This window comes from Rhodococcus sp. C1, from assembly GCF_020809065.1.
In the GTDB taxonomy this organism is placed as follows: Bacteria; Actinomycetota; Actinomycetes; order Mycobacteriales; family Mycobacteriaceae; genus Rhodococcus_F; species Rhodococcus_F qingshengii.
This window is the reverse complement of record NZ_CP078080.1, coordinates 3656950-3681362: the sequence shown is the minus strand read 5'-3', so window position 1 is coordinate 3681362 and position 24413 is coordinate 3656950. Positions and strand designations below refer to the sequence as shown.

At 63.0% G+C, this 24413-nt stretch carries 22 protein-coding genes; 18 read left to right on the top strand and 4 right to left on the bottom strand.

The genetic code is table 11. From position 1 onward, the window contains the following. The first annotated feature begins 11 nt into the window (after positions 1-11). The 10 genes from pgeF to KTR60_RS16700 all read left to right on the top strand — a co-directional run bounded on the left by pgeF (position 12) and on the right by KTR60_RS16700 (position 9886). Positions 12-779, top strand: coding sequence for a peptidoglycan editing factor PgeF (gene pgeF, locus KTR60_RS16745; RefSeq protein WP_228401061.1), 768 nt, complete (start codon positions 12-14; stop codon positions 777-779). Positions 780-785: 6 nt separating this feature from the next. Then, a complete protein-coding gene (locus KTR60_RS16740) occupies positions 786-1535 on the top strand; it encodes a YggS family pyridoxal phosphate-dependent enzyme (RefSeq protein ID WP_007733204.1) in 750 nt (249 codons plus the stop codon). Between the two features lie 85 nt (positions 1536-1620). Further along, positions 1621-2271 (top strand): cell division protein SepF, encoded by a 651-nt coding sequence (locus KTR60_RS16735; protein WP_003941752.1) that lies wholly within the window; start codon positions 1621-1623, stop codon positions 2269-2271. A gap of 189 nt (positions 2272-2460) precedes the next feature. Next, positions 2461-2739, top strand: coding sequence for a YggT family protein (locus KTR60_RS16730; protein WP_003941780.1), 279 nt, complete (start codon positions 2461-2463; stop codon positions 2737-2739). A 126-nt stretch (positions 2740-2865) separates the two neighbouring features. Beyond that, positions 2866-3693: a DivIVA domain-containing protein gene (locus tag KTR60_RS16725; protein WP_003941722.1), complete on the top strand. Its 828-nt coding sequence runs from the start codon at positions 2866-2868 to the stop codon at positions 3691-3693. 49 nt (positions 3694-3742) lie between these two features. Next, positions 3743-4057 (top strand): hypothetical protein, encoded by a 315-nt coding sequence (locus KTR60_RS16720; protein ID WP_007733197.1) that lies wholly within the window; start codon positions 3743-3745, stop codon positions 4055-4057. A 281-nt stretch (positions 4058-4338) separates the two neighbouring features. Beyond that, a complete protein-coding gene (gene ileS, locus KTR60_RS16715; RefSeq protein WP_228401060.1) occupies positions 4339-7452 on the top strand; it encodes an isoleucine--tRNA ligase in 3114 nt (1037 codons plus the stop codon). A 68-nt stretch (positions 7453-7520) separates the two neighbouring features. Beyond that, positions 7521-7859 (top strand): TfoX/Sxy family protein, encoded by a 339-nt coding sequence (locus KTR60_RS16710; RefSeq protein ID WP_003941748.1) that lies wholly within the window; start codon positions 7521-7523, stop codon positions 7857-7859. Between the two features lie 36 nt (positions 7860-7895). Continuing rightward, positions 7896-9260, top strand: a complete 1365-nt coding sequence (locus tag KTR60_RS16705) for a DNA polymerase IV (RefSeq protein WP_042452844.1) — start codon at positions 7896-7898, stop codon at positions 9258-9260. Positions 9261-9391: 131 nt separating this feature from the next. Next, a complete protein-coding gene (locus KTR60_RS16700; RefSeq protein ID WP_228401059.1) occupies positions 9392-9886 on the top strand; it encodes a hypothetical protein in 495 nt (164 codons plus the stop codon). An 83-nt stretch (positions 9887-9969) separates the two neighbouring features. Here the strand turns inward: KTR60_RS16700 and KTR60_RS16695 are convergent, their stop codons facing one another. From KTR60_RS16695 to KTR60_RS16685, 3 genes are all read right to left on the bottom strand, one after another. Further along, complete coding sequence (locus tag KTR60_RS16695; protein WP_042921836.1) at positions 9970-11361, bottom strand: glutamate decarboxylase; 1392 nt, start codon at positions 11359-11361, stop codon at positions 9970-9972. 142 nt (positions 11362-11503) lie between these two features. After that, entirely contained in the window at positions 11504-12271 is a 768-nt protein-coding gene (locus KTR60_RS16690) for a sensor domain-containing protein (protein ID WP_228401058.1), read from the bottom strand. Further along, entirely contained in the window at positions 12268-13194 is a 927-nt protein-coding gene (locus KTR60_RS16685) for a hypothetical protein (RefSeq protein WP_003941753.1), read from the bottom strand. Before KTR60_RS16685 ends, KTR60_RS16690 begins: the two co-directional genes overlap by 4 nt. 68 nt (positions 13195-13262) lie before the next feature. Between KTR60_RS16685 and lspA the strand changes: the two genes are divergently transcribed. The 5 genes from lspA to dnaE all read left to right on the top strand — a co-directional run bounded on the left by lspA (position 13263) and on the right by dnaE (position 20153). Next, a complete protein-coding gene (lspA, locus tag KTR60_RS16680; protein WP_003941684.1) occupies positions 13263-13949 on the top strand; it encodes a signal peptidase II in 687 nt (228 codons plus the stop codon). After that, positions 13946-14872, top strand: a complete 927-nt coding sequence (locus tag KTR60_RS16675) for an RluA family pseudouridine synthase (protein WP_007733161.1) — start codon at positions 13946-13948, stop codon at positions 14870-14872. The genes lspA and KTR60_RS16675 overlap by 4 nt, the downstream gene beginning before the upstream one ends. Next, positions 14869-15552, top strand: a complete 684-nt coding sequence (locus tag KTR60_RS16670; RefSeq protein WP_165638801.1) for a hypothetical protein — start codon at positions 14869-14871, stop codon at positions 15550-15552. Before KTR60_RS16675 ends, KTR60_RS16670 begins: the two co-directional genes overlap by 4 nt. Before the next feature lie 104 nt (positions 15553-15656). Then, positions 15657-16517 (top strand): EamA family transporter RarD, encoded by an 861-nt coding sequence (rarD, locus tag KTR60_RS16665; RefSeq protein ID WP_267133036.1) that lies wholly within the window; start codon positions 15657-15659, stop codon positions 16515-16517. Positions 16518-16616: 99 nt separating this feature from the next. Then, on the top strand, positions 16617-20153 hold the full coding sequence (gene dnaE / locus KTR60_RS16660; RefSeq protein ID WP_003941755.1) for a DNA polymerase III subunit alpha: 3537 nt from the start codon (positions 16617-16619) through the stop codon (positions 20151-20153). Positions 20154-20245: 92 nt separating this feature from the next. Here the strand turns inward: dnaE and KTR60_RS16655 are convergent, their stop codons facing one another. Beyond that, a complete protein-coding gene (locus tag KTR60_RS16655; protein ID WP_003941759.1) occupies positions 20246-20479 on the bottom strand; it encodes a hypothetical protein in 234 nt (77 codons plus the stop codon). A 186-nt stretch (positions 20480-20665) separates the two neighbouring features. Here KTR60_RS16655 and KTR60_RS16650 point away from each other — a divergent pair, with 186 nt between their 5' ends. From KTR60_RS16650 to ilvA, 3 genes are all read left to right on the top strand, one after another. Continuing rightward, positions 20666-21100, top strand: a complete 435-nt coding sequence (locus tag KTR60_RS16650) for a nitroreductase family deazaflavin-dependent oxidoreductase (RefSeq protein WP_003941666.1) — start codon at positions 20666-20668, stop codon at positions 21098-21100. A 97-nt stretch (positions 21101-21197) separates the two neighbouring features. Further along, positions 21198-22973: a pyruvate dehydrogenase gene (locus KTR60_RS16645; RefSeq protein ID WP_020969844.1), complete on the top strand. Its 1776-nt coding sequence runs from the start codon at positions 21198-21200 to the stop codon at positions 22971-22973. A 78-nt stretch (positions 22974-23051) separates the two neighbouring features. Then, positions 23052-24407, top strand: a complete 1356-nt coding sequence (gene ilvA, locus KTR60_RS16640; protein WP_007733150.1) for a threonine ammonia-lyase IlvA — start codon at positions 23052-23054, stop codon at positions 24405-24407. Positions 24408-24413 lie beyond the last annotated feature (6 nt).

The following is a 24413-nucleotide window of genomic DNA, read 5'->3' as shown; positions in this document are numbered from 1 at the left end:
TTTCGACGTTTGTGAGCACACTTATCTTGAGTACCGAGAAGTCGACCACCCGCACCCGCATTCGCCGCGTCGTGACCAGCCGAGCCGGTGGTGTTTCCGCGTCACCGTACGAGTCGTTCAATCTGGGCGATCACGTCGGAGACGATCCGGCAGCCGTCGATGCGAATCGCCGACGTCTGGCACGCGAAATAGGCGTCGAGCCTGACCATCTCGTGTGGATGGAACAAATCCATTCGCGCAACGTCACTGTCGTGACGGAACCGACCGACGAAGTGATTCCGGTGGCGGATGCTCTGGTCACCACTGTTCCCGGCCTGGCGCTAGCCACCCTCAGTGCAGATTGTGTTCCCGTTCTGCTCTCCGACGAGGAGGCCGGTGTGATCGCGGCCGTTCATGCCGGACGGATCGGTGCCCGCATCGGTATCGTCCCGCGCGTCCTCGCGGAGATGGTGCGTCAGGGCGCGGACGTTTCGCGTATCGGCGCCTTCCTCGGTCCGGCTGCGAGCGGACGCCAGTACGAGGTTCCCGCTGCGATGCGCGCGGACGTGGAAAAGCACTTGCCGGGCAGCGCAACTCGCACCGAGAAGGGCACGCCGGGGCTCGATCTGCGTGCGGGACTGCGTAAGCAGTTGCTCGCCGCGGGTGTGTCCGGTGTCGCCGAGGACCCGCGGTGCACGATCGAGGATCGCGCGTTGTTCAGTCATCGCCGAGAATCTCTGACCGGGCGTCAAGCTGCAGTGATCTGGATGGAAGCGCCCGCAGCGCAGGAAACCGTCTAGGCAGAAATGCGCGAGACGGAAATGCGGCTGACAGAAATATCTACGGCACTCGACTCGGTGAGGGCGCGATTGGCGGCCGCCTGCCTTGCCGCCGGTCGCGAGGTTTCCGACGTAGCACTGCTGCCGGTGACCAAATTCTTTCCGGCGTCCGACGCTCGAATCCTGTACGAACTGGGTTGCCGTGAATTCGGTGAGTCTCGTGAGCAGGAAGCAGTGGAGAAGGTCGCGGACTTCGACGGCGCTGCACAGACGGGCGCGATCGATGATCCGGTTCGCTGGCACATGATCGGACAGTTGCAGCGCAACAAAGCTCGGTCGGTAGCGAAGTGGGCCTATGCAATTCACTCGGTGGACAGTGCGCGACTGGTCGATGCACTCGATCGGGCTGCGCTGAGTGCTTTGTCGGACGGTGAGCGCACGGAGCCGCTCCGGGCGCTCATCCAGGTAAGTCTCGACGGAGACCCCGCGCGTGGCGGAGTTCCGACGGGCGAGCTAACGCCTCTCGCCGAGCGGATCGAATCAGCCGAAGGTCTCGAATTCGCGGGACTGATGGCCGTCCCGCCGCTTGGATCAGATCCGGACGAGCAGTTCGAAATCCTCCGCAGGGCACATCTTTTGATCCTCGAATCGCATCCCCGGGCAACCGAACTCTCGGCCGGTATGACCGGCGATCTGGAGGCTGCAGTGCGCCACGGATCAACCTGCGTGCGTGTCGGAACCGCACTGCTCGGCTCACGACCAGTAATCTCGAGGTGATCGCTCAGGTGATCGCCCAACCCGTCCACACCGCTGCGACCGGTCGCAGTCGGATTGATTCCGCCGCGCCAAGGAAGGTCGATCAATGAGCAACCTGCATAAGTTCAAGGCTTACTTCGGCATGGTTCCCCTCGATGACTACGAGGACGAATACGTGGAGGAGCCCGATCAGGCTCGCCGCGCACCCCGTCGTAGTCACGACGGCTATGCCGAGCGCGACGACCGCGAGTTCGTCGAACCTGCCTTCTCGAAGGCGAGCTACGCGCCCAGTCGTCGTGACGAAGAGGACGCGGAGTTCGATCGCTACGATTCCCGGCCCCGCGTCGACACCGTTCCCAGCCGCAGCAGCCGCCCGGCGATGGCGCCGCGCCCGGCAAGCCGTGGCAACCTCGCGGTCGACGCGCGCGCAGAGCGACCCGAAGCGCGACGTGCGCCGGTTGTCGACGACGGCGGCCCGCTCGCCAAGATCACGACACTGCGTCCGCAGAGCTACGCAGAGGCCCGCACGATCGGTGAGCGGTTCCGGGACGGCACTCCCGTCATCATGGATCTGGTCGACATGAGCAACGCCGACGCGAAGCGTCTGGTCGATTTCGCGGCCGGCCTGGCGTTCGCATTGCGTGGTTCTTTCGACAAGGTAGCCACCAAAGTGTTTCTTCTCTCACCGGCCGACATCGACGTTTCCGCCGAGGAGCGCCGTCGGATCGCCGAGACGGGTTTCTACAGCCAGAAATGATGGTCTCGACCGCAGTCCGGCCCCTGAGCAGGGGTGACGTGAGCACATTCGAACGGCGGCCCGCCTCGGCGGACGCCGCATTCGGACCCATCGCCGGCCGTTACAAGACGGACTCGATGCGGACCGGTTCCGGAATTGCTGCGGTGTGTCTGTTTTGGACACACCGCAGAAGTCAGGCAGAGTGAGGGTGTGGACGCGCTTCTCTCTGTGATCTATCTGGTGCTGGTTGTCTTCTGGCTGTTGCTGATCGGCAGAGTGATCGTCGAGTTCGTTCGTTCGTTTGCCAGAGATTGGCGACCGACCGGATTGGTCGCAGTCATTCTCGAAACCATTTTTACGATCACCGATCCTCCGGTGAAACTGCTCCGCAGGTTGATCCCCCCGATCAACCTCGGTGGAGTTCGCTTGGATCTATCCATCATGGTCTTGCTTTTCATCGTCATCATCCTGATGTCGGTTGTTCGCTGAGCGCAGTCCGAGTGAGTGGTATGCCAGAATGGATGCCATAACTCATCCAGTGGTTCGCCACTACGTAGACTGTGTTGCAACTGAATGCTTGCTAGACCGCCAAATGACGCGTGAAGGGATCCTTCCATGCCGCAACTGACTCCAGCTGACGTGCACAACGTTGCGTTCAGCAAGCCGCCTATCGGCAAGCGTGGCTACAACGAGGACGAGGTCGACGCATTCCTCGACCTCGTCGAGCAGGCGCTGTCGCAGCTCATCGAAGAGAACGCGGACCTGCGCCAGCGCGTAGGTGAGCTGGATCAGGAGCTCGCGGCTGCCAAGAAGTCGCCGGCACCTGCTCAGCAGGCAGCACCCGTCGCAGCGCAGCCCAAGCCGGAGCCCGCTCGGGTCGTCGAACCGCCCAAGCCTGCACCTGTTGCAGCGCCGGTTCCCGCCGCCGCTGCCGTTGCAGCGCCGCAGAGTGGCGACACCCACATGCAGGCCGCAAAGGTCCTCGGACTGGCTCAGGAGATGGCGGATCGCCTCACCAACGATGCCAAGACCGAGTCCGAGCAGCTGCTCGGCAGTGCCCGCACCAACTCCGAGCAGCTCATGAGCGAGGCTCGCAGCAAGGCTGACGGCATGATCGCGGATGCGCGCAACAAGTCGGAGGCGATGCTCACCGACGCTCAGACTCGCTCCGAGACCCAGCTTCGCCAGGCTCAGGAGAAGGCAGACGCTCTCAAGGCGGACGCCGAGAAGAAGCACACCGAAATCATGGCGACCATCAACCAGCAGCGATCGGTCCTCGAGGGCCGTATCGAGCAGCTCAAGACGTTCGAACGCGAGTACCGGGTGCGCCTGAAGTCCTACCTGGAATCGCAGCTCGAAGAGCTCGAACAGCGCGGCTCGGCCGTTCCGGTCGACGGTGGACAGGATTCCTACAGCCCGTCCTTCGCCAAGGGAAACAGCTGACCGAGAGCGCCCCGTCGGCTCAGCTATCGGACCGGACAAAGGTTGATACGTGCTGGTCGTGACGTTGGTTCTCGCGGGAGTTGGTTTCGCTCTCCTGATCGTCGCCCTGACCACAGGGTCGCTGATCTGGGCGTGGGCATGTATCGCGATTTGTGTAGCAGGTGCCGTCCTCCTGCTGGTCAGTGCGCTGACCAGCAGGAAGGCGGTTCCTTCGTTGGATGACCCGGCATCGGGCAGCGGAATGTCGTCGCCTTACGGTCGAGTCGAGAGTTCCTCGAATTCGTCGATCGACGATGCAGCCACCGCCAACGATGACAATCAGAGAAATCATGGCGAGTCGCCGGGTGGCCCCGACAAGTCCTAGGGCGAGTTCCGACAAGGTCCAGGACGAGTATTAGACTGTCCAACACGAATACCAGGCTGTGATCCGGCAATCACCGGGGAGCTTTCGGAAGAACGGTTCTTGTCGCTTCAGGCGCCCAGAACTCAGTAGAACCGAACGGGTGAGCCCGTCACAGCTCGATCGAGTGGCACCTCGGGATCCAAGCGCGGATCTACGGGGTGCAAACGGGGTGGTACCGCGGTGTCGGCGCACAAGCGCCACGTCGTCCCCGTGCCGAGTCCGACTGGCACGAGGAGATCGCCATGGCGAGTAACGGGTATCCCAAAGTCGACTACGGTGTCCCCGCCGACACCGGAGTCAAGTTCCCCGAACTGGAACAGAAAGTCCTGAAACAGTGGGACGACGACGACACCTTCCGTGCGTCGGTTTCCAATCGGGACGGCAGCGAAGAGTTCGTTTTCTACGACGGACCGCCCTTCGCAAACGGTTTGCCGCATTACGGTCACCTGCTGACGGGGTACGTCAAGGACCTGGTGCCGCGCTTCCAGACCATGCGTGGACGCAAGGTCGAGCGACGCTTCGGCTGGGACTGCCACGGACTGCCCGCAGAACTCGAAGCGGAGAAGCAACTCGGCATCAAGGACAAGGCCGAGATCGAAGTCATGGGTCTGGCCAAGTTCAACGAGTACTGCAAGGCCTCGGTGCTCAAGTACACCGACGAGTGGCGCGACTACGTCACCCGCCAGGCACGTTGGGTCGACTTCGACAACGACTACAAGACCCTGGACGTCGACTTCATGGAGTCCGTCATGTGGGCCTTCAAGGAGCTGCACGACAAGGGCCTGATCTATCAGGGCTTCCGCGTGCTGCCCTACAGCTGGTACGAGCAGACTCCGCTGTCCAATCAGGAGACTCGTCTCGACGACGCGTACAAGATGCGTCAGGATCCTGCAGTCACGGTCGACATGCCGCTGGTCGCTCCGGGTTCACCATTGGACGGCGCAAACGCGATCATCTGGACCACGACTCCGTGGACACTGCCGTCCAACTTGGCCACTGCGGTTCATCCCGAGGTCGACTACGTCCAGGTGCTCGGCGAGGACGGAAAGCGGTACGTGCTCGCGGAAGCACGGGTTGCTCATTACGCACGTGAGCTGGGGGAGGACCCCGAGGTCGTTTCCCGTCACAAGGGCGCCGAGTTGGTCGGACTGTCGTACACACCGCCGTTCGACTTCTTCCTCGGACATCCGAACGCGCACGTCGTGCTTTCGGCCGACTACGTGACAACCGATTCCGGAACCGGAATCGTCCACCTCGCACCGGCTTTCGGTGAGGAGGATATGGATGTCGCCACGGCCAACGGTATCGAGGTCGTGCAGCCGCTCGATCCGGGTGGAAAGTTCACCTCGATGGTTCCGCCGTACGAGGGCTTGATGGTCTTCGACGCCAACCCGGTCATCATCAAGGACCTCAAGGCCGCTGGAAAGCTGCTGCGGCACGAGACGATCGAGCACTCGTACCCGCACAGTTGGCGCAGTGGGCAGCCGCTCATCTACATGGCGGTTCCCTCGTGGTTCGTCGCGGTCACCAAGTTCCGCGATCGCATGGTCGAGCTGAACAAGGACATCACGTGGGTGCCCGAGCACATCCGTGACGGCCAGTTCGGCAAGTGGCTCGAAGGTGCACGCGACTGGAACATCAGCCGAAACCGCTACTGGGGCAGCCCGATCCCGGTGTGGGTGTCGGACGATCCGCAGTACCCGCGTACGGACGTCTACGGATCGCTCGATCAGTTGGAGGCAGACTTCGGTGTGCGTCCGACCGATCTGCATCGCCCGATGATCGACGACCTGGTCCGCCCGAACCCCGACGACCCGACCGGGAAGTCGATGATGCGCCGCGTTCCCGAGGTGCTCGACTGCTGGTTCGAATCCGGTTCGATGCCGTACGCGCAGGTGCACTACCCATTCGAGAACCGTGAATGGTTCGAGGGCCATTTCCCGGGCGATTTCATCGTCGAGTACAACGGGCAGACTCGCGGCTGGTTCTACACGCTGCACGTGCTGGCCACCGCACTCTTCGATCGTCCGGCGTTCAAAACCGTTGCTGCGCACGGCATCGTGCTCGGCGACGACGGACTCAAGATGAGCAAGTCCAAGGGCAACTACCCGGACGTGAAGGAGGTGTTCAACCGCGACGGCAGCGATGCCATGCGATGGTTCCTGATGTCTTCGCCGATCTTGCGCGGCGGAAACCTCATCGTGACCGAGCAGGGCATCCGCGAAGGTGTGCGTCAGGCATTGCTCCCGCTGTGGAACGCCTGGAGCTTCCTGCAGTTGTACGCGCCGGAATCCGGTGTGTGGCGTACCGATTCGAAGAACATCCTCGATCAGTACATCCTGGCCAAGCTCGCTACCACCCGCGACGTGATCACCGAGGCCCTCGAGGTCAACGACATCGCCGGCGCGTGCGACGAGCTTCGGTTGTTCTGTGACGCACTCACCAACTGGTATGTGCGACGGTCGCGTTCGCGGTTCTGGGACGAGGATCGCGACGCGATCGACACCCTGCACACCGTGCTCGAGGTCGTGACGCGTCTCGCTGCGCCGCTGTTGCCGCTGGTGTCCGAGGTGATCTGGCGCGGGCTGACCGGGGAGCGCTCGGTTCACCTGGCTGATTGGCCCGAGGCGTCGGAGCTCCCCGCGAACCCCGAGCTGGTAGCGGCGATGGACGACGTCCGGACCGTGTGCTCCACGGTGCTGAGCCTGCGCAAGGCGCAGAATCTGCGTGTTCGTCTTCCGCTGCCCGAGGTCACGGTTGCGGCGCCGGATGCCGAGCGTCTGCGTCCGTTCCTCGGACTGATCGCCGACGAGGTCAACGTCAAGAAGGTCGATCTGACCGATGACGTCGACGTGCACGGGCGCTTCGAGATCGCGGTCAATGCGCGTGCTGCAGGACCGCGTCTGGGCAAGTCCGTTCAGACTGTCATCAAGGCGGTCAAGGCGGGCGACTGGACCGAGAACGCGGACGGCGTCGTGGTTGCGGCGGGCATCGAACTGCTGCCCGAGGAGTACACGCAGAAACTGGTTGCGGCCGAGCCGGATTCGACGGCAGCACTGCCGGACGGTGCGGGACTGGTCGTACTCGATTCCGCTGTGACGGAGGAACTCGAAGCCGAGGGATGGGCCAAGGACCGTATCCGTCAGTTGCAGGATGCGCGCCGTGCTGCCGGTTTCGACGTCTCGGACCGGATCAACGTCGTGCTCGAGGTTCCGCAGGACTGCAAGGAGTGGGCGGAGCGTCATCGCGAATTGATCGCCGGTGAGGTTCTGGCCACCTCCTTCTCGGTGGGTGAAGCGGGAGACGACGCCGTCGATCTCGGTGACGGTATCCGCGCCGCGATCACGAAGGTCTAATACCGCCATATCTACTCCGGCTCCCCGATGAATGTCTGTATGTCGGGGTGCCGGAGTAGTTTGCTCTCATGAGCACGAGCAAGGAAACCGTGGCGCGCATTCTCGAGCAGTTGGAACCGCTCGACGTGCGGGCAAGGGCGATGTTCGGCGAGTACGGACTGTATTGCGACGAGAAGATCGTGGGCTTGATCTGCGGAGACGTTCTGTTCGTCAAACCCACCGAGGTCAGTACGGAGTTCGGATCAGAGGCCGATCTGGCTCCGCCGTACCCGGGAGCGAAGGATTATTACCGGGTGACGGAGGAACGGTTGCAGGACCTCGATCACCTGCACGCCTTCATTCAACGGACTGCCGACGTATTGCCCCTGCCGAAGAAGAAGTCGCCGAAGAAGAAGGCGCGGACGTAAATTCTGCACCTACTTTTGAGAGAACCGTAACGCCCGATGAATCAAGGTGATCCCACACGAAGTCGTAGGTGGGTGCTGCATCTCGACATGGATGCGTTTTTCGCTTCCGCCGAGCAGTTGACGCGTCCCACTCTGCGAGGTCGCCCGGTGCTGGTCGGCGGCTTGGGCGGGCGCGGGGTGGTGGCCGGGGCAAGTTACGAAGCGAGAGTTTTCGGTGCGCGATCGGCAATGCCGATGCATCAAGCACGCCGGATGGTCGGTGGTGGAGCGGTGGTATTGCCGCCACGGATGTCCCTGTACTCGGTTCTCAGTAAACGCACGTTCGACGCGTTGCGCCTTCGTATGCCGATCCTCGAGCAACTGTCGGTGGACGAGGCTTTCGGGGAACCGGTGGAGTTGGCCGGTGTCGGAGCTGACGAGGTCCGCGCGTTTTGCGAGGACCTGCGGGCGTTGATCAAAGCCGAGACCGGGTTGGTCGCTTCGATCGGGGCCGGCGCAGGTAAGCAGGTCGCCAAGATCGCGTCGGGACTGGCAAAGCCCGACGGCGTCGCAGTGATTCCTCCCGGGATGCAGCACGAGTTGCTCGATCCACTGCCGGTGCGAAAGCTCTGGGGGATCGGCCCTGTTGCCGAGGAAAAGCTCAAGCGTCTCGGCATCGAAACCATCGGAGGGTTTGCCCGCACTCCCATAGCGGAGGTGGCGTCGATACTGGGAACCACGGTCGGTCCGGGGTTGCATCGGCTTGCGCAGGGGATCGACGATCGACCGGTCGCGGAGCGTGCCGAATCCAAGCAGATCAGCGCGGAATCCACGTTCGCCGCAGACATCGTCACCATGGCGCAACTGCGCGCGGCCGTCGAAAGTAGTGGTCGCGCAGCATTTTCCAGGCTGGAGAAGGACGGAAGAGCTGCTCGCACCGTCGTACTGAAGCTCAAGAAGTCCGATATGAGTATCTTGACTCGATCCGTGACGCTGCCGTTTGCCACCATCGACCGCCAAATCCTCATTGCGACTGCGCAGAAACAGGTCATCGATCCACAGGAATTGGGGCCGATTCGCCTGGTCGGTGTGGGATTCGCCGGTTTGTCCACCGTTCGGCAAGGATCACTTTTTCCCGAGTTGGATCAGGATGTTCCCGGCTATCCGGTCGAGACTCTCACGGGTGCCCTCGATGAGGCCGAACTCGACGTTCCGGTGGCAGCACGTGTCCCTCAGCGCTACTGGCACCCCGGTTTGGACGTGAAGCATCCAGAATACGGACACGGTTGGGTGCAGGGCGCCGGGCACGGTGTGGTCACCGTTCGCTTCGAAACCCGTTCCAGCGGAACGGGAATCGCCAAAACCTTTGCCGAATCCGATGAGGTGCTCGAGGTAGCAGATGCGGTCGACAGCCTTCTCTGAGGATGTCCTTAGACTTTTTCCGCTTACCGTTGGGTAATGTTGTCGACGATCCTCGAGCAAGCACGATGTTCGACTGACGCTCGAATGTGAACACCCGAATGGATAGGACTGAGAAGTTGAAGCTTCAGAAGATGACCGTTGCAGCCGTGGCGATCGCAGCAGCCCTGACGATGACCGCTTGTGGCTCGGATGACAAGACCGACTCGCCCACCACGACGTCGAAGACCACGACGTCCACGACGGCCTCGGACTCGACAGATGCGCCGGTCGCGTTGCCGACCGCCCCTGAGCTCAACGCCAAGGTCGCCCAGGCACTCGACGAAACCGTTCCGGCCGCAGACAAGGTCAACCTCGTCCAGGGCGCCGAGGCTGATCCCGAGCTCATCAACCAGGTCGCTGCTGCCGCCAAGGCTGCCGGCGCGCAGGTCGAGATCCTCGACCCGGTCACCGACACAGGCAGCGAGACGGCAGCAGCTTCGCTGAACATCGTCGTCAACGGCCAGCCGCTGCAGCAGGGCCTGCAGGCGTCGTTCGTCTACGAAGACGGCGTCTGGAAGCTCTCGAAGACCACCGCTTGCCAGATCGTCGGCGTTGCAGGTCTGACCTCGCCGGCTTGCGCTGCTTGATCTCTCGGTAACACCTGAAACACCAGAGCGGCCGCCGACTCCCGAAGTGGAGTGGGCGGCCGCTCTTCACGTGGTAAGCGACGTCAGTGATGGAATCCCTCGGTGACGCGCGGCCGCGGCATCGGGCTGTCCAGTTCGTCGAGGAACGCGGTTTCCTCTTCGATGATGCGCAGCAGATTGGCCGCCAGGTCCATGCTCAGTCCGTTACGAACCACGATGCGCTGCACTGTCAGATCCGCGAGATCGTCCGGCATGGGGTAGGCCGGCACCAACCAGCCCTTGCCTCGCAACCGGTCCGAGAGGTCGTACAACGTCCAGTTGGACGTGTGCCCCTCGGCGAGGCGCCACGCGAAGACCGGGATGTCGGAACCGTCGTTCCACAGTTCGAACGCGTCGAGTTTCCCGATCCCTTCGGCGAGAAATTTCGCCACGTCCTGGGAGGACTGCTGGATCGCGCGATAGCCGTCGTGGCCGAGACGCAGGAACAAGTAGAACTGCAGGATCACCTGAGCGCCGGGACGCGAGAAGTTCAGTGCGAAGGTCGGCATACTGCCGCCGAGGTAGCTCACCTTGAAGACGAGGTCGTCGGGAAGTAGATCCTGCGATCGCCAGACCACCCAGCCGAGGCCGGGGTAGACGAGCCCGTACTTGTGCGCCGAGGTGTTGATGGAGTGGACGCGCGGTAGTCGGAAATCCCATTCGAGTTCGGGCTGAAGGAACGGTGCGATCATCGCACCGGAAGCGCCGTCGACGTGGATGGGGACGTCGAGTCCCGTCTTCGCCTGGATCGCATCGAGTGCTTTCGAGATTTCCAGGACCGGCTCGTACATCCCGGTGTACGTGACGCCCATGATCGCGACGACGCCGATGGTGTTCTCGTCGACATACTTGTCCAGATCGTGACCGTCGAGGGTGCGGTGTTCCTCGCTGATCGGCACGTAACGCGCTTCGACGTCCCAGTAGTTGCAGAACTTCTCCCAGCACACCTGGACCGCGGAACTCATGATGAGATTTGGCTTTTCGGTGGACTTGCCCGCGGCTTTTCGTGCGTGCTGCCAGCGTCGTTTCATCGCCAGGCCGCCGAGCATGCAGGCTTCGGACGAACCGATCGTCGAGGTGCCGATTGCGTCCTTGGGGGAGGGCGAGTGCCAGAGGTCGGCAAGGATGCGCCAGCAATAGGTTTCGATCGCGGCGGTCTGCGGATACTCGTCCTTGTCGATCATGTTCTTGTCGAACGACTCGGCATACAGTTTGGTGGCGTGATCGTCCATCCACGTGCTGACGAACGTCGCGAGATTGAGCCGCGCATTGCCGTCGAGCATCGTTTCGTCGTGGACGATCTGATACGCGGTCTCGGGAAGCATGCCGTCGGGTTCGAGTGTGTACTTCGATGCAACCGAATCCTCGCCAGGCCTCGAGAAGATCGGATTGACGGCTACGTAATCGGTGTGATCTGACCTTCTGGGTTCCGGCATGAACTCTGGCTCCTCACATCAGTGTGTCGCGTTGGTCTGTTTCGTACCTACTCTCACCGTTCAGTGTGGACGGGCAGTTGTCAAAGGGTCTGTGGTCCCGAATCATTCGCGTAAGGCCGAGACGGGACCAATCCGCTCGTTGTCAGGGCGTTTGTGCGCGCAGGCGATCGGCGGCGGCCGATGCCATCGAGTGCAGCACGTCGGGGGCGATCGGACTCGGCGCAGTTGCGGACACCTGGGTCAACGTGGTCCCGACTGCGGCCACGATCGCATCGGCGACCAAGGTGAAACCGCCACTCTCCGTGATGATTCGGAACGCGAAAGACGCGTCGCCGACGTTCGGGTCCGACGCTCCGCCGACGCGATAGGTGATTGTCGTTCCGTCGGCATCGGTTCCTGAATATTCCGCGCACCCGGCCAGCGTGGTCTGAAGTTTCTCGAAAGCTGCTGCTGCCGCGGTGCCGTCGGCGTACGAAGCAGAGTCCTGATCGATGCTCGTGAAATCGGGGCCGGTGAACATGTCGGAGAGGTCGGCGACCGATCCGGGAGCCTGGGTGGCTATCGGCGCCAGAACCTGGGCGCAGACGGCGGGGTCGGTGCTCGACTTGTCCGCCTCCGAACTCTCCGGCGCCGGTGCGAGGCCGAGGTCGTCGACCGGGTCGGGAACTATGTCGAAGTCCGCAGGTAGCTCGGACAGGGTGAGCGCGGCTCGTTGCAGGCCGTCACGGTCGAGAGGCGCCCCGCTCAGCGGTGCGGCCGGAGCAGCCGTGAACGGCGCCAAGCCGACCTGTGGGGCGGAAACCTGCGTAGTCGTGTCGGCACCAGGCGAGTCGTCCGAGCCGCAACCGGTCACGACGAACAGTGCCGCCGTTGCGGTCAGACCAAGTGCGAGAAGCGACCGGCGTGTCACGATTCCCACCGAATGCTGTTGGAGATGGTCTGCCGGATCACCGAGGAGCTGTCCGGGTCGCCGTATGCCTGGTCGCCGCCGACGGTCATCTGTCCGTCGATCGGCAAGGGGAGTGAGAGGTCGACGGTGAGGTTTCCGGAGCCGGCCATGACGTACTGATCGATGTTCAGCGTTCCGGCGTCACCGGCCAGGTTCCAGACCGGGCTCTGCGGGGTCTGCGATACGTCCACCGCGAGCGAAAGCCGATTGCCCTCGCGCGCGGTGAGCGTGACGGTGGTTGTCTGATCGAGCAGGATTTCGCTGCTGACTTGCTGCCGAACCACCCAACGTGCGCCGACACCGACCGGAGCGTCGGGGAGTGCGACGGTCCGGTAGACCGCTTGGCCCAGCGCTTGTTCGATTGCAGCGCGGGCAGCATTGGCCGAGTTGGCGGAGGGCTTCAACCGTAGGGCGGTGATGGCGCCCGAATCCGTGACCGACAATCCGGCCGCAGACCCGTCGGCCCCGCTCAGCGCAGCCTGCAGCGTTGCATCGGGCGAGGTCATCGACGACAGCGTGAGGTCAACGACTGCGGTGGGATCGTCAGCGGTCACGTTTGCCGAGAGCGGGATCGTGATCTCCGGCGAAGAGAAATCCTGCGCCGGTTGTTGATCGATCTGCTGACTCACGACGGCCTGGGTGACGAGCGTCGCCGTCTGCGTGGTGCCGACAGGCAAGTTCGTACGCAAAACCTCGCGCGGCTCGCTTCCCGCCTCGAGAACTTCGACCGTCGCGGCGGTCACCGGAACAGTCACCTCACTCGGCGAGGAGGTCGGGGTGTTCGGAGGTTGATCCGAGTCGCCGCAAGCGGTGAGAACGGTGGTGAGAGCGAGGGCAGCGAGGGCGAACGGAACGCGTCGGCCGGTCGTGGACAGCAGTGGCACGCGCTCCAGGCTAGCCGCAGTTGCAGAGTGCGTGACCCGGTGCGGTGAACATGAGGGATGATGGTTGCGTGAGTACAGACCACCCAGACCGAGATGTCAACGCGGAGGATCAGCCGATTACCGAAATCTCGAAGGCCGACGAGCCCGAAACCGTGAAACCGGAAGCCGTGAAATCGGAAGACGGTGACCTGGCGGTTGCGCCGGTCGAAAAGCCCCGCCGGCTGACCATGCTCATTGCCATCGCCGCTGTCATCCTGCTCTCGGACATTCTCACGAAGGTGTGGGCAGTCGCCGCGGTCAAACCGGGGCAGCCGATCGAAATCATCGGTGACGTGGTCACATTCACGATGGTGCGCAATCCGGGGGCAGCGTTCTCGATGGCGACGTCGATGACGTGGATCCTCACTCTCGTCGCAATCGGTGTGGTCATCGGTGTGATCAAGATCGGTCGCACGCTCCGATCACCGTGGTGGGCGCTCGGTCTCGGCCTCGTTCTCGGCGGCGCGCTGGGTAACCTCGTCGACCGATTCTTCCGCTCTCCCGGAATCATGCGCGGACATGTGGTGGATTTCGTCTCCGTCGGCTGGTGGCCGGTGTTCAACATCGCGGATTCCGCGATCGTCTGTGGCGCGATTCTGCTCGTCGTCCTGACCCTTTTCGGCTTCGAACCCAACGGTGAACGCCTGCGTGATCACAAGGCGGACGACAAGAAGCTCACCGAATCGAAGGCTGCAGCCGAGGGAGAAACCAAGTGAGGGAATCCCGTTCGATGCCCGTGCCCGACGGTCTCGATGCCATGCGCGTCGATGCCGGCCTCGCGCGCCTTCTCGGACTCTCGCGCACCGTGGTCGCGACACTCGCGGAAGAAGGCTCGGTACTCGTCGACGGTGTGGCCGTCGGCAAGTCCGATCGTCTGACCGCAGGGTCGTGGCTCGAGGTAGTCCTGCCCGAACCGCCGCGGCCCCTGACCATCGAAGCGACACCGGTCGAGGGAATGGAGATCCTCTACGCCGACGACGACGTCGTGGCAGTCGACAAGCCCGTCGGAGTTGCCGCGCACGCCAGCGTCGGGTGGACGGGACCGACCGTCATCGGCGGACTTGCCGCGGCCGGTTTCCGCATCTCGACGTCCGGTGCCCACGAGCGTCAGGGCATCGTCCACCGCCTGGACGTCGGAACGTCGGGTGTCATGGTGGTTGCCACATCCGAGCGCGCGTACACGTTGCTCAAGCGCGCTTTCAAGCAGCGGACCATCGACAAGCGCTACCACGCTCTCGTGCAGGGACACCCCGACCCGAGCAGCGGAACGATCGACGCGCCCATCGGACGCCATCACGGGAACGACTGGCGATTCACGGTCACGGCCGACGGCAAGCCCAGCGTCACGCACTACGACACCATCGAGGCGTTCCAGGCAGCGAGTCTGCTGGACGTGCACCTCGAAACCGGTCGCACACACCAGATCCGTGTCCACTTTTCGGCGTTGCGCCATCCGTGCTGCGGCGACCTGACTTACGGCGCGGACCCTCGACTTGCCGAAAGGCTCGGCCTCGAGCGCCAGTGGCTGCACGCCGTGTCTCTTGGATTCGCACATCCGGCGGACGGTCGCTGGGTCGAGATCAAGAGCAAGTACCCGAAGGATCTCGAACACGCACTCGAAGTTCTCCGGTCCTCATGACACCGCGCGGGCTTACCCCCGCGCCGGCCGTCGTCGCGGTGGTGGTCGGTGTGGCGGCGGTGGTGGGCGTGGGGTTCGCGAATCCCGTGCCGACCCCGCCGATCCGGACGGACACTCTGGGTCCGGACAGTGGGGAAGCTGTCCCGGACTACCTCGACCGAGCGCGAGATTCTGTTGCGTCGGTCGACGGGCCGGTGTGGGCGTTGGTCTCGTTCACGAAGGCACTCACCGTCGACGAGGTCATGACGACGACCAGCAGTGTTCAGATGCCGGGCGCTGAGGTCTCGGGCGTTCGCGTGTCCAGGGTCATGTTCCGAGTTCCGATCGAGCGCGTCCAGACGCCGCTCATGTCGGTGCCCGTTCCCGACAACGACGAATCAGTGCGCAGATCGCCCGGGGTTGCAGCCACGCGACTGGTCTCGCTCGGCGGCGACACCGATCGTCAGCAACAGGTGGCGCTCGCGTCGGCGAAGCAATTGTCCGCCGGGTGCGCCTGCGCAGTGGGCGTGCTGGTGCGAGCGACTCCCGAAGGACTCGAAGCGATCGAACATGACTCGAACGTCCGTGCAGTGGAAGCGTTGCCGTCCGACGCCTCGCCGTGGTTGGCAGCCGTCCGTCCCTTGCTGCCGGAGTACGTGGACGTCGTTGCTCCCGGCCCCGACGACGGTCCGGTCCCGTGAACTCCGGTTCTGTGAACTCCGGTTCTGTGAACAAGGACGAACGCGCTGAGTCCCGTTCGTCCTCGGGGATCTTCTACGGTGTGGCGGCTTTCCTGTTGTGGGGAATGTTCCCGGCCTTCTTCGGATTACTCGACTTCGCCGATCCGGTCGAGATCCTGGCGCACCGGGTGGTGTGGACCCTTCTGTTGATGCTGATCGTGTTGGCCTTTGCCGGCCGCCTCGGATCGCTTCGCGGAATCAGCGCACGCACCTGGCTGCTGGTGACCGCGGCGTCTGCGGCGATCGCCGTGAACTGGGGGACGTACATCTATGCCGTGGTGTCAGGCCGCGTCGTGGAGGCGGCTCTCGGGTACTTCATCAACCCGCTGGTCACCGTTCTGCTCGGCGTCGTGATCTTCCGCGAACGATTGCGTCCCGCCCAGATCGCCGCGCTCGTTCTCGCTGCCACGGCAGTTGTGGTGATCACGGTCGACTTCGGGAAACCTCCGATCGTCGCTTTGCTGCTCGCCGGCTCGTTTGCCACCTATGGGTTGGTCAAGAAGGTGGTTCCGCTCGATCCTCGAACCAGTTTGACTGCCGAGGGAGTCGTTGCCGCACCGTTCGCGGTCGGCTACCTCGTGTTTCTCGGCCTGACCGGGGCCGGTGCATTCATCAGCAGCGGTACCGGGCACAGCCTGTTGCTGCTTGCCGCCGGCCCGGTCACCGCGCTGCCGCTGCTCCTGTTCGGCGTCGCCGCTCAGAGAGTTCCGTTGGCGACGATGGGCATGCTGCAGTACCTCACCCCGGCGCTCCAGATGGCGTGGGGTGTGGCCGTCATGCACGAGGACATGCCGGCGTCACGGTGGATCGGCTTCGTTCTGATCTGGGCTGCACTGGTGATCTTCACGACAGACACCTTCGTCGCCGGTCGACGTTCGCGGCGTTCGGTGAGGTCGAGCGCCGAACCCGAGGTTCCGGTCACGTGACCGGAGGCGGCGCACGGCGACTCCGCTACGTCGGTCGCCGGTCGTGTCGGCAGCGCGGCATACACTCGATCTCGCTCCCAGACCTTCAGAGAGGCGCACGTGGCTGACTCGTTCGTACATCTTCACAATCACACCGAGTACTCGATGCTCGACGGTGCGGCCAAGGTCGGCGCCATGTTCGAGGAGGCCGCTCGTCTCGAAATGACCGCAGTCGGCATGACCGACCACGGAAACATGTACGGCGCCAGCCAGTTCTACAACGAGGCAAAGAGCGCCGGCATCAAGCCGATCATCGGCATCGAGGCCTACATCGCACCCGAGTCTCGCTTCAACACCAAGCGAGTTCTGTGGGGCGATCGCAGCCAGAAGTCCGACGACGTCTCCGGTAGCGGTGCGTACACCCACATGACGATGGTGGCCGAGAACGCGACCGGACTCCGCAACCTCTTCAAGCTGTCGTCGCTCGCGTCCATCGAGGGCCAGCTCGGTAAATGGCCACGGATGGACGAGGAGCTCATCGCCGCGCACGCCGAGGGCATCATCGCGACCACGGGTTGCCCGTCCGGTGAGATCCAGACCCGCCTTCGTCTCGGTCACGATCGCGAGGCTCTCGAAGCTGCCGCGAAGTGGCAGGAGATCTGGGGCCCGGACAACTTCTTCCTCGAACTGATGGATCACGGTCTCTCGATCGAGCGCCGTGTGCGAGAGGGTCTGCTCGACATCGGCAAGCAACTCGGTATTCCGCCACTTGCCACCAACGACTGCCATTACGTCACCAAGGACGCCGCCGAGAATCACGAGGCGCTGCTCTGCATTCAGACCGGCAAGACGCTCTCCGACCCCACTCGCTTCAAGTTCGACGGCGACGGCTACTACCTCAAGTCCGCTGCCGAGATGCGCGCCATCTGGGACAACGAGGTACCGGGGGCATGCGACAACACCGTTGCAATCGGCGAGCGTGTGCAGTCGTACGAGGACGTGTGGGCGTTCCACGACCGCATGCCGATCTTCCCGGTCCCGGAGGGACACACGCAGCAGACCTTCCTGCGCGCCGAGGTGATGCGCGGACTCGATCGCCGATTCCCGAGCGGACCGCCGCAGGAGTACCTCGCCCGCGCCGACTACGAGATCGGCGTCATCAACGAAATGGGCTTCCCGGCCTACTTCCTCGTGGTCGGCGACCTGATCAACCACGCCAAGGACGTCGGGATCCGTGTCGGGCCCGGCCGTGGATCGGCTGCCGGTTCGTTGGTGGCCTACGCGATGGGTATCACCAACATCGACCCCATCCCGTACGGGTTGCTGTTCGAGCGATTCCTCAACCCCGAGCGTGTGTCCATGCCCGATATCGATATCGACTTCGATGATCGCCGTCGCGGCGAGATGGTTCGCTACGCGACGGACAAGTGGGGCAACGACAAGGTCGCCCAGGTCATCACCTTCGGCACCATCAAGACCAAGGCTGCCATCAAGGACTCGGCTCGCGTCCAGTTCGGCAAGCCGGGCTTCGCCATCGCCGATCAGATCACCAAGGCACTCCCGCCGCCCATCATGGCCAAGGACATCTCTGTCTCCGGTATCACCGATCCGAAGCACGAGCGGTACAAGGAGGCCGTCGAGGTTCGAGCACTCATCGACTCCAGCCCGGACGTCGCGAAGATCTACAAGACTGCGGTGGGTCTGGAGGGGCTGATCCGTAACGCCGGTGTGCACGCCTGCGCGGTCATCATGTCGTCCGAACCGCTCACCGACGCAATCCCGGTCTGGAAGCGCGCCCAGGACGGCGCAATCATCACCGGGTGGGACTACCCTTCGTGTGAAGCCATCGGCCTGCTCAAGATGGACTTCCTCGGTCTGCGAAACCTCACGGTCATCGGCGACACGCTCGAGAACATCAAAGCCAACCGCGGCATCGACCTCGACCTCGACACTTTGCCGATGGACGATGCGGCAACATACGAACTGCTCGCCCGCGGTGACACTCTCGGTGTGTTCCAGCTCGACGGCGGCGGTATGCGCGAGTTGCTGAAACTGATGCAGCCCACCGGATTCGGCGACATCGTCGCCGCCTTGGCGCTGTATCGACCGGGACCGATGGGTGTGGACGCCCACATCTCGTACGCCAAGCGCAAGAACGCCTTGGAAGACGTCAAGCCGATTCACCCCGAACTGGAGGAGCCGCTCGCGGAGATCCTCTCCGAGACCTACGGCCTGATCATCTACCAGGAGCAGATCATGCAACTGGCGCAGAAGGTGGCCGGGTACACCCTGGGTCAGGCCGACTTGCTGCGTCGCGCGATGGGTAAGAAGAAGCTGTCCGAGCTGGAAAAGGCCTACGCCGGCTTCCGGCAGGGCATGTTGGACAACAACTTCAGCGAAGCCGCCATCAAGGCGCTGTGGGACACGGTCCTTCCCTTCGCCGGCTACGCGTTCAACAAGTCGCACTCCGCCGGCTACGGACTCGTGTCGTACTGGACTGCGTACCTCAAGGCGAACTACCCGGCCGAGTACATGGCGGGTCTGCTGACCTCCGTCGGTGACGACAAGGACAAGTCCGCGATCTATCTCGCCGACTGCCGCAAGTTGGGCATCACCGTTCTCCCGCCGGACGTCAACGAGTCACGCGTCGACTTCGCGACCGTCGGCGACGACATCCGTTTCGGTATGGGGTCGGTGCGCAACGTCGGCGCCAACGTCGTCGCCTCGATCATCAAGGCGCGCACCGAGAAGTCGAAGTTCACAGATTTCTCCGACTATCTCGGCAAGATCGACGCGATGGCTTGCAACAAGAAGGTCACCGAATCGCTCATCAAGGCCGGTGCTTTCGACTCGTTGGGTCATCCGCGCAAGGGCCTGATGTTGGTTCATGCCGACGCCATCGATTCCGTGATGAGCACCAAGAAGGCAGAGGCGATCGGACAGTTCGACCTCTTCGGCGGTGCCGAGGCGGACGAGTCGATCACCTCGGTGTTCGACGTCAAGATTCCTGACGAAGAGTGGGATTCCAAGCATCGCCTGGCGCTCGAACGAGAGATGCTGGGGCTGTACGTTTCCGGTCACCCGCTCAACGGCGTCGAGCACATTCTTCGCCAGCAGTCCGACACGTCCATCGCTGCGATACTCGAAGGCGGCGTTCAGGACGGTGCCCAGGTAACTCTCGGCGGCATCATCGCCTCGGTGGACCGCCGGGTCAACAAGAACGGTCTGACCTGGTGCATCGTGCAGCTCGAAGATCTCGTGGGTGGAATCGAGGTGCTGTTCTTCCCACAGGCGTACGCCGTGTACGGAATGGACATCGCCGAGGATGCCATCGTGTTGGTCAAGGCTCGCGTTTCGATCCGAGACGATCGGATGTCACTGATCGGCAACGACCTTGCGGTACCTGATATTTCGGCGATCGGGGTTGCGCGTCCGCTGTCGGTCTCGCTGCCGCTTCGGCAATGCACCAAGGACAAGCTCAGTGCTCTCAAGCAGGTGTTGACCAGGCATCCGGGGACGTCCGATGTCCATGTCCGACTGATCGGCGGAACCGAAATCAGCTTGTGGAAGGTCGACGACGTCCTTCGGGTCGAACCGTCCTCGGCACTGATGGGCGACCTGAAGGCATTGCTCGGACCGAGTTGCCTGACGGTCTGACCGCCGAGCGGACCTGAACCGAACGAAGGGACCTTGCTGCTGATGCAGCAAGGTCCCTTCGTGGTTCGCGGGAGTTCGGGGGAGTGCGGTGATCAGGTGGTGCGTGAGTAGTGCACGCGCCGTACCCACCACGTGACTACAGCGGCCGTTGCGGCAGTCAGTACGGCCACCTGCATCGACTGCGTGACGGCACCGGCGACGACGAACAGCACGAACCCGACCACGAGAGCTTCGATCTTGTACAGCGGCCACCGAGTTCCGGCCAGATCGACGCAATAGTCGGGGGAGGGGCGTGATTCGCGAGTGGAGATATCTGCGGTGGTCATCTCGTCCCTTTCTGATACGGCTGTTCGAAGCTGTGGTTTCAGAGTAGCCAGAGATGAGAGTTCGGGCAAGCAAACTTTATTGATCGGCAGCTCACTTAATCGATCAACCAGGGGAGTGCGCGGGCGACAGGCCTGGTCGGCGTGGTTCGGTGGCCAAGGTGCTCGAGTGGGTGTTCACTGGTACACATGCCAATCACAGGTGAGTACGAACCCAGTCCAGCGTCGTGGGCCGCCGATCAGGTCGCACGCATCGAGAACTCCGGTGGCACCGAGGGAAACGACATGAACGGCATGCCCGTCGTCGTTCTCACGACCATCGGGGCAAAGTCCGGCAAGGTCAGGAAGACGCCGCTGATGCGCGTCGAGCACGACGGCTCGTATGCCGTTGTGGCTTCGCTCGGTGGCGCCCCGAAGAATCCGGTCTGGTACTACAACGTCAAAGCCGACCCGCACGTCACGCTGCGTGACGCGACGCAGGTCTTCGACCTGGTTGCTCGGGAAGTCACCGGCGACGAGAAGGCGGTCTGGTGGGAGCGCGCTGTCGCTGCGTACCCCGACTACGCCGATTATCAGACGAAGACCGATCGTGAGATTCCGGTGTTCGTGCTCGAACCCAAGTAACCCCGCATTCCACAAGAAGCGCTGCATCAATCACAAGTAAATCGTCACTCCCGGGGGTCGGCGATCCCGACTCCCGTGAGTGTGTCATGGAGGTCTGATGAGTCCGAAAACCGTTGCAGATCAATTGGTTCAGCAGCTCGTTGACGCGGGTGTCAGTCGGATCTACGGCATTGTCGGTGACAGTCTCAATCCCATCGTCGATGCGGTTCGTCGCACCGGTGGTTCCGAGAAGGGCGGAATCGATTGGATACACGTCCGGCATGAGGAAGCAGCCGCCTTTGCGGCCGCAGCGGATGCCCAGATCACCGGAAAACTCGCAGTGTGTGCCGGATCCTGCGGTCCCGGAAACCTTCACCTGATCAACGGCCTGTACGACGCTCATCGTTCGGGCGCGCCGGTCCTCGCGATCGCCTCGCACATCCCCAGCGCCCAGATCGGAATGGGCTACTTTCAGGAAACGCATCCCGAGCGGATCTTCATCGAATGTTCGAGTTACACCGAACTCGTCAGCACGGCAGTCCAATCACCTCGCGTGGTGCAGTCGGCGATTCAGCATTCGGTGGCTCGAAACGGCGTCTCGGTGATCGTGCTTCCCGGGGACATCGCCGATTGTCCGGCAGAAGGCACCCCGCCGACGCTCGTCGAAACCCGAAGGCCGACAGTCGTTCCGGATGCCGGTGACGTCAAGGCGTTGGCAGATGTGATCAACGGCTCGCGTAAGGTTGCGATCTTCGCCGGCGCGGGCGTGCGAGATGCGCGCGCGGAGGTTCTGGCGTTGGCCGAAACCGTCGGCGCTCCCATCGGGCATTCACTGCGTGGCAAGGAATGGATCCAGTACGACAATCCATACGACGTCGGGATGACCGGATTGCTCGGTTACGGTGCGGCGCACGACGGTATCCACGGCGCCGATCTCCTGCTCCTGATCGGTACGGACTTTCCCTACGATCAGTTCTTGCCCGACGACGTTCGTACCGCTCAGATCGACATCGCGGCCGAGCGGTTGGGGCGTCGAACCAGCCTGGACCTGGCTGTGCACGGCGACGTAGCGAGCACCTTGAGCGCACTAATTCCGCAGCTCGATCGAAAGACCGACCGCGGGTTCCTGGAGGACACGCTCGCCAAGCACAACACTCTGATGACCAAAGTGGTTGGTGCATACACGGATCCGGTCAAGCAGCGCACGCCGATTCACCCCGAGTATGCGGCCTCGATCTTGGACGATCTGGCAGCCGACGACGCAATCTTCACCGCCGACACCGGGATGTGCAACGTGTGGACGGCGCGCTATCTCAATCCGAACGGATCGAGACGCTTCATCTCCTCGGCGCTGCACGGATCGATGTCCAATGCGCTCCCACACGCGATGGGTGCTGCATGGTCGAGTCCGGGGCGTCAGGTCATCTCGGTGTCGGGCGACGGTGGATTGTCGATGCTGCTCGGTGAGTTGGTCACCGTCGCGATGTACAAGTTGCCGGTCAAGATCGTGGTGTTCAACAACTCGACGCTCGGAATGGTCAAGCTCGAGATGCTGGTCGACGGCCTTCCGGATTTCGGGGTCGACGTGCCCGCGGTCGACTATGCGGCGGTTGCTGCTGCGCTCGGTATCTTTTCGCGCCGAATCGAGAATCCCGCGGATATCGAAGCGGGCCTACGCGCCGCGCTCGATCACGACGGTCCGGCCTTGGTTGATCTGGTGACCGATCCGCTGGCATTGTCGTTGCCGCCCACCATCACCGGTGGTCAGATGAAGGGCTTCGCTTTGGCGATGTCGAAGATGGTGATGAACGGCGGCGTCGGCGAGGCAGTACAGATGGCCAAGTCGAATCTGCGGAACGTGCCACGTCCCTCACAGTTGGATCCGCGCGGCTGACCTACCGCCACCCTGCCTCGCAGACCATGCGGGGCGGGGTGGTGGGAAGGTTGATCTCCGACGTGCGAAAATGGCGGGGTGTCTAACTCGCCCGATGTCGTAGTAACGAAGTCCACCGTCCCCGCGCTCGACGCGCAGGAGATCGACGCGGCCATCGAGCGAATTCAGCACGTCATTGCGGCGACGCCCCTGCAGTACAGCGATCGTCTTTCGGCGTTGACCGGGGCACACGTGTATCTCAAGCGTGAGGACCTCCAGGGCGTTCGTTCGTACAAGATTCGTGGCGCGTACAACCTGATCGCTCAGCTCAACGAGGCCGAACGCGGTGCCGGCGTAGTGACTGCCAGTGCCGGTAACCATGCGCAGGGTGTTGCTTTCGCGTGCCGAACGATGCAGATCAAGGGTCGGATCTACGTTCCGGCCAATACCCCCAAGCAGAAGCGTGATCGCATCCGCGCGCACGGTGGAGCGTTTGTCGAACTGTTCATGATCGGTGAGACCTATGACGCCGCCGCTGCTGCGGCCGCGGAGGACGTAGCCGAAACCGGCGCAACCATGGTTCCGCCGTTCGACGACGTGCGCACCGCTGCGGGGCAAGGAACCATTGCAGCGGAGATTCTCACGCAATTGGACGCCCCTCTCGACACGATCGTCGTGCCGGTCGGCGGCGGCGGTTGCATTGCGGGCATCGCCACCTACCTGCACGAACGGTCGCCGAAGACGTCGATCGTCGGGATCGAGCCGTCCGGTGCGGCGTCCATGACGGCCGCTCTTGTTGCCGGGGGCCCGGTGACTCTTCCCGACGTCGATCCATTTGTCGACGGAGCAGCGGTCAAGAGGATCGGCGATGTTCCCTACGAGGTCGTCTCACGTCTGGGTGCCGCCGTGGTGTCGCACGCGTCGTTGCCGCTCGTGGCTCGTCAACTTCAGACACGGTCCGGTTCGGGATCGTTTGTCGTCAATCAGATCGACGAGGGCGCTATCTGCACGGCGATGCTCGAGCTGTATCAGAGCGAGGGCATCATCGCCGAACCCGCGGGAGCGCTTTCCGTTGCGGCACTTCAGAATTTGACGTTCGAGCCGGGTTCGACCGTCGTGTGCCTGATCTCCGGTGGCAACAACGACGTCTCTCGTTACGGCGAAATCCTCGAGCGTTCGCTCGTTCACCTCGGGCTCAAGCACTACTTCCTGGTCGACTTTCCGCAGGAACCGGGAGCGCTCCGTCGCTTCCTCTCGGACGTGCTCGGGCCGGACGACGACATCGCGCTGTTCGAGTACGTCAAGCGAAACAATCGCGAGACGGGTGCCGCGTTGGTGGGTATCGAACTCGGTTCCGCCGACGGGTTGGCGGCGTTACTCGAGCGGATGGAGCGCGCACCGATGCAGTCCGAGAGGCTCGAGCCGGGAAGCCCGGCGTACCGCTATCTGACGTAAGGGACG

Coding starts and splice junctions, on each gene's coding strand:
- ileS (WP_228401060.1), top strand. CDS start 4,339: ATGGCGAGTAACGGGTATCCCAAAGTCGACTACGGTGTCCCCGCCGAC.
- KTR60_RS16735 (WP_003941752.1), top strand. CDS start 1,621: ATGAGCAACCTGCATAAGTTCAAGGCTTACTTCGGCATGGTTCCCCTC.
- KTR60_RS16705 (WP_042452844.1), top strand. CDS start 7,896: ATGAATCAAGGTGATCCCACACGAAGTCGTAGGTGGGTGCTGCATCTC.
- KTR60_RS16700 (WP_228401059.1), top strand. CDS start 9,392: ATGACCGTTGCAGCCGTGGCGATCGCAGCAGCCCTGACGATGACCGCT.
- KTR60_RS16725 (WP_003941722.1), top strand. CDS start 2,866: ATGCCGCAACTGACTCCAGCTGACGTGCACAACGTTGCGTTCAGCAAG.
- KTR60_RS16650 (WP_003941666.1), top strand. CDS start 20,666: ATGCCAATCACAGGTGAGTACGAACCCAGTCCAGCGTCGTGGGCCGCC.
- KTR60_RS16695 (WP_042921836.1), bottom strand. CDS start 11,361: ATGCCGGAACCCAGAAGGTCAGATCACACCGATTACGTAGCCGTCAAT.
- KTR60_RS16645 (WP_020969844.1), top strand. CDS start 21,198: ATGAGTCCGAAAACCGTTGCAGATCAATTGGTTCAGCAGCTCGTTGAC.
- KTR60_RS16710 (WP_003941748.1), top strand. CDS start 7,521: ATGAGCACGAGCAAGGAAACCGTGGCGCGCATTCTCGAGCAGTTGGAA.
- rarD (WP_267133036.1), top strand. CDS start 15,657: ATGTTCCCGGCCTTCTTCGGATTACTCGACTTCGCCGATCCGGTCGAG.
- KTR60_RS16740 (WP_007733204.1), top strand. CDS start 786: ATGCGCGAGACGGAAATGCGGCTGACAGAAATATCTACGGCACTCGAC.
- KTR60_RS16655 (WP_003941759.1), bottom strand. CDS start 20,479: ATGACCACCGCAGATATCTCCACTCGCGAATCACGCCCCTCCCCCGAC.
- KTR60_RS16670 (WP_165638801.1), top strand. CDS start 14,869: ATGACACCGCGCGGGCTTACCCCCGCGCCGGCCGTCGTCGCGGTGGTG.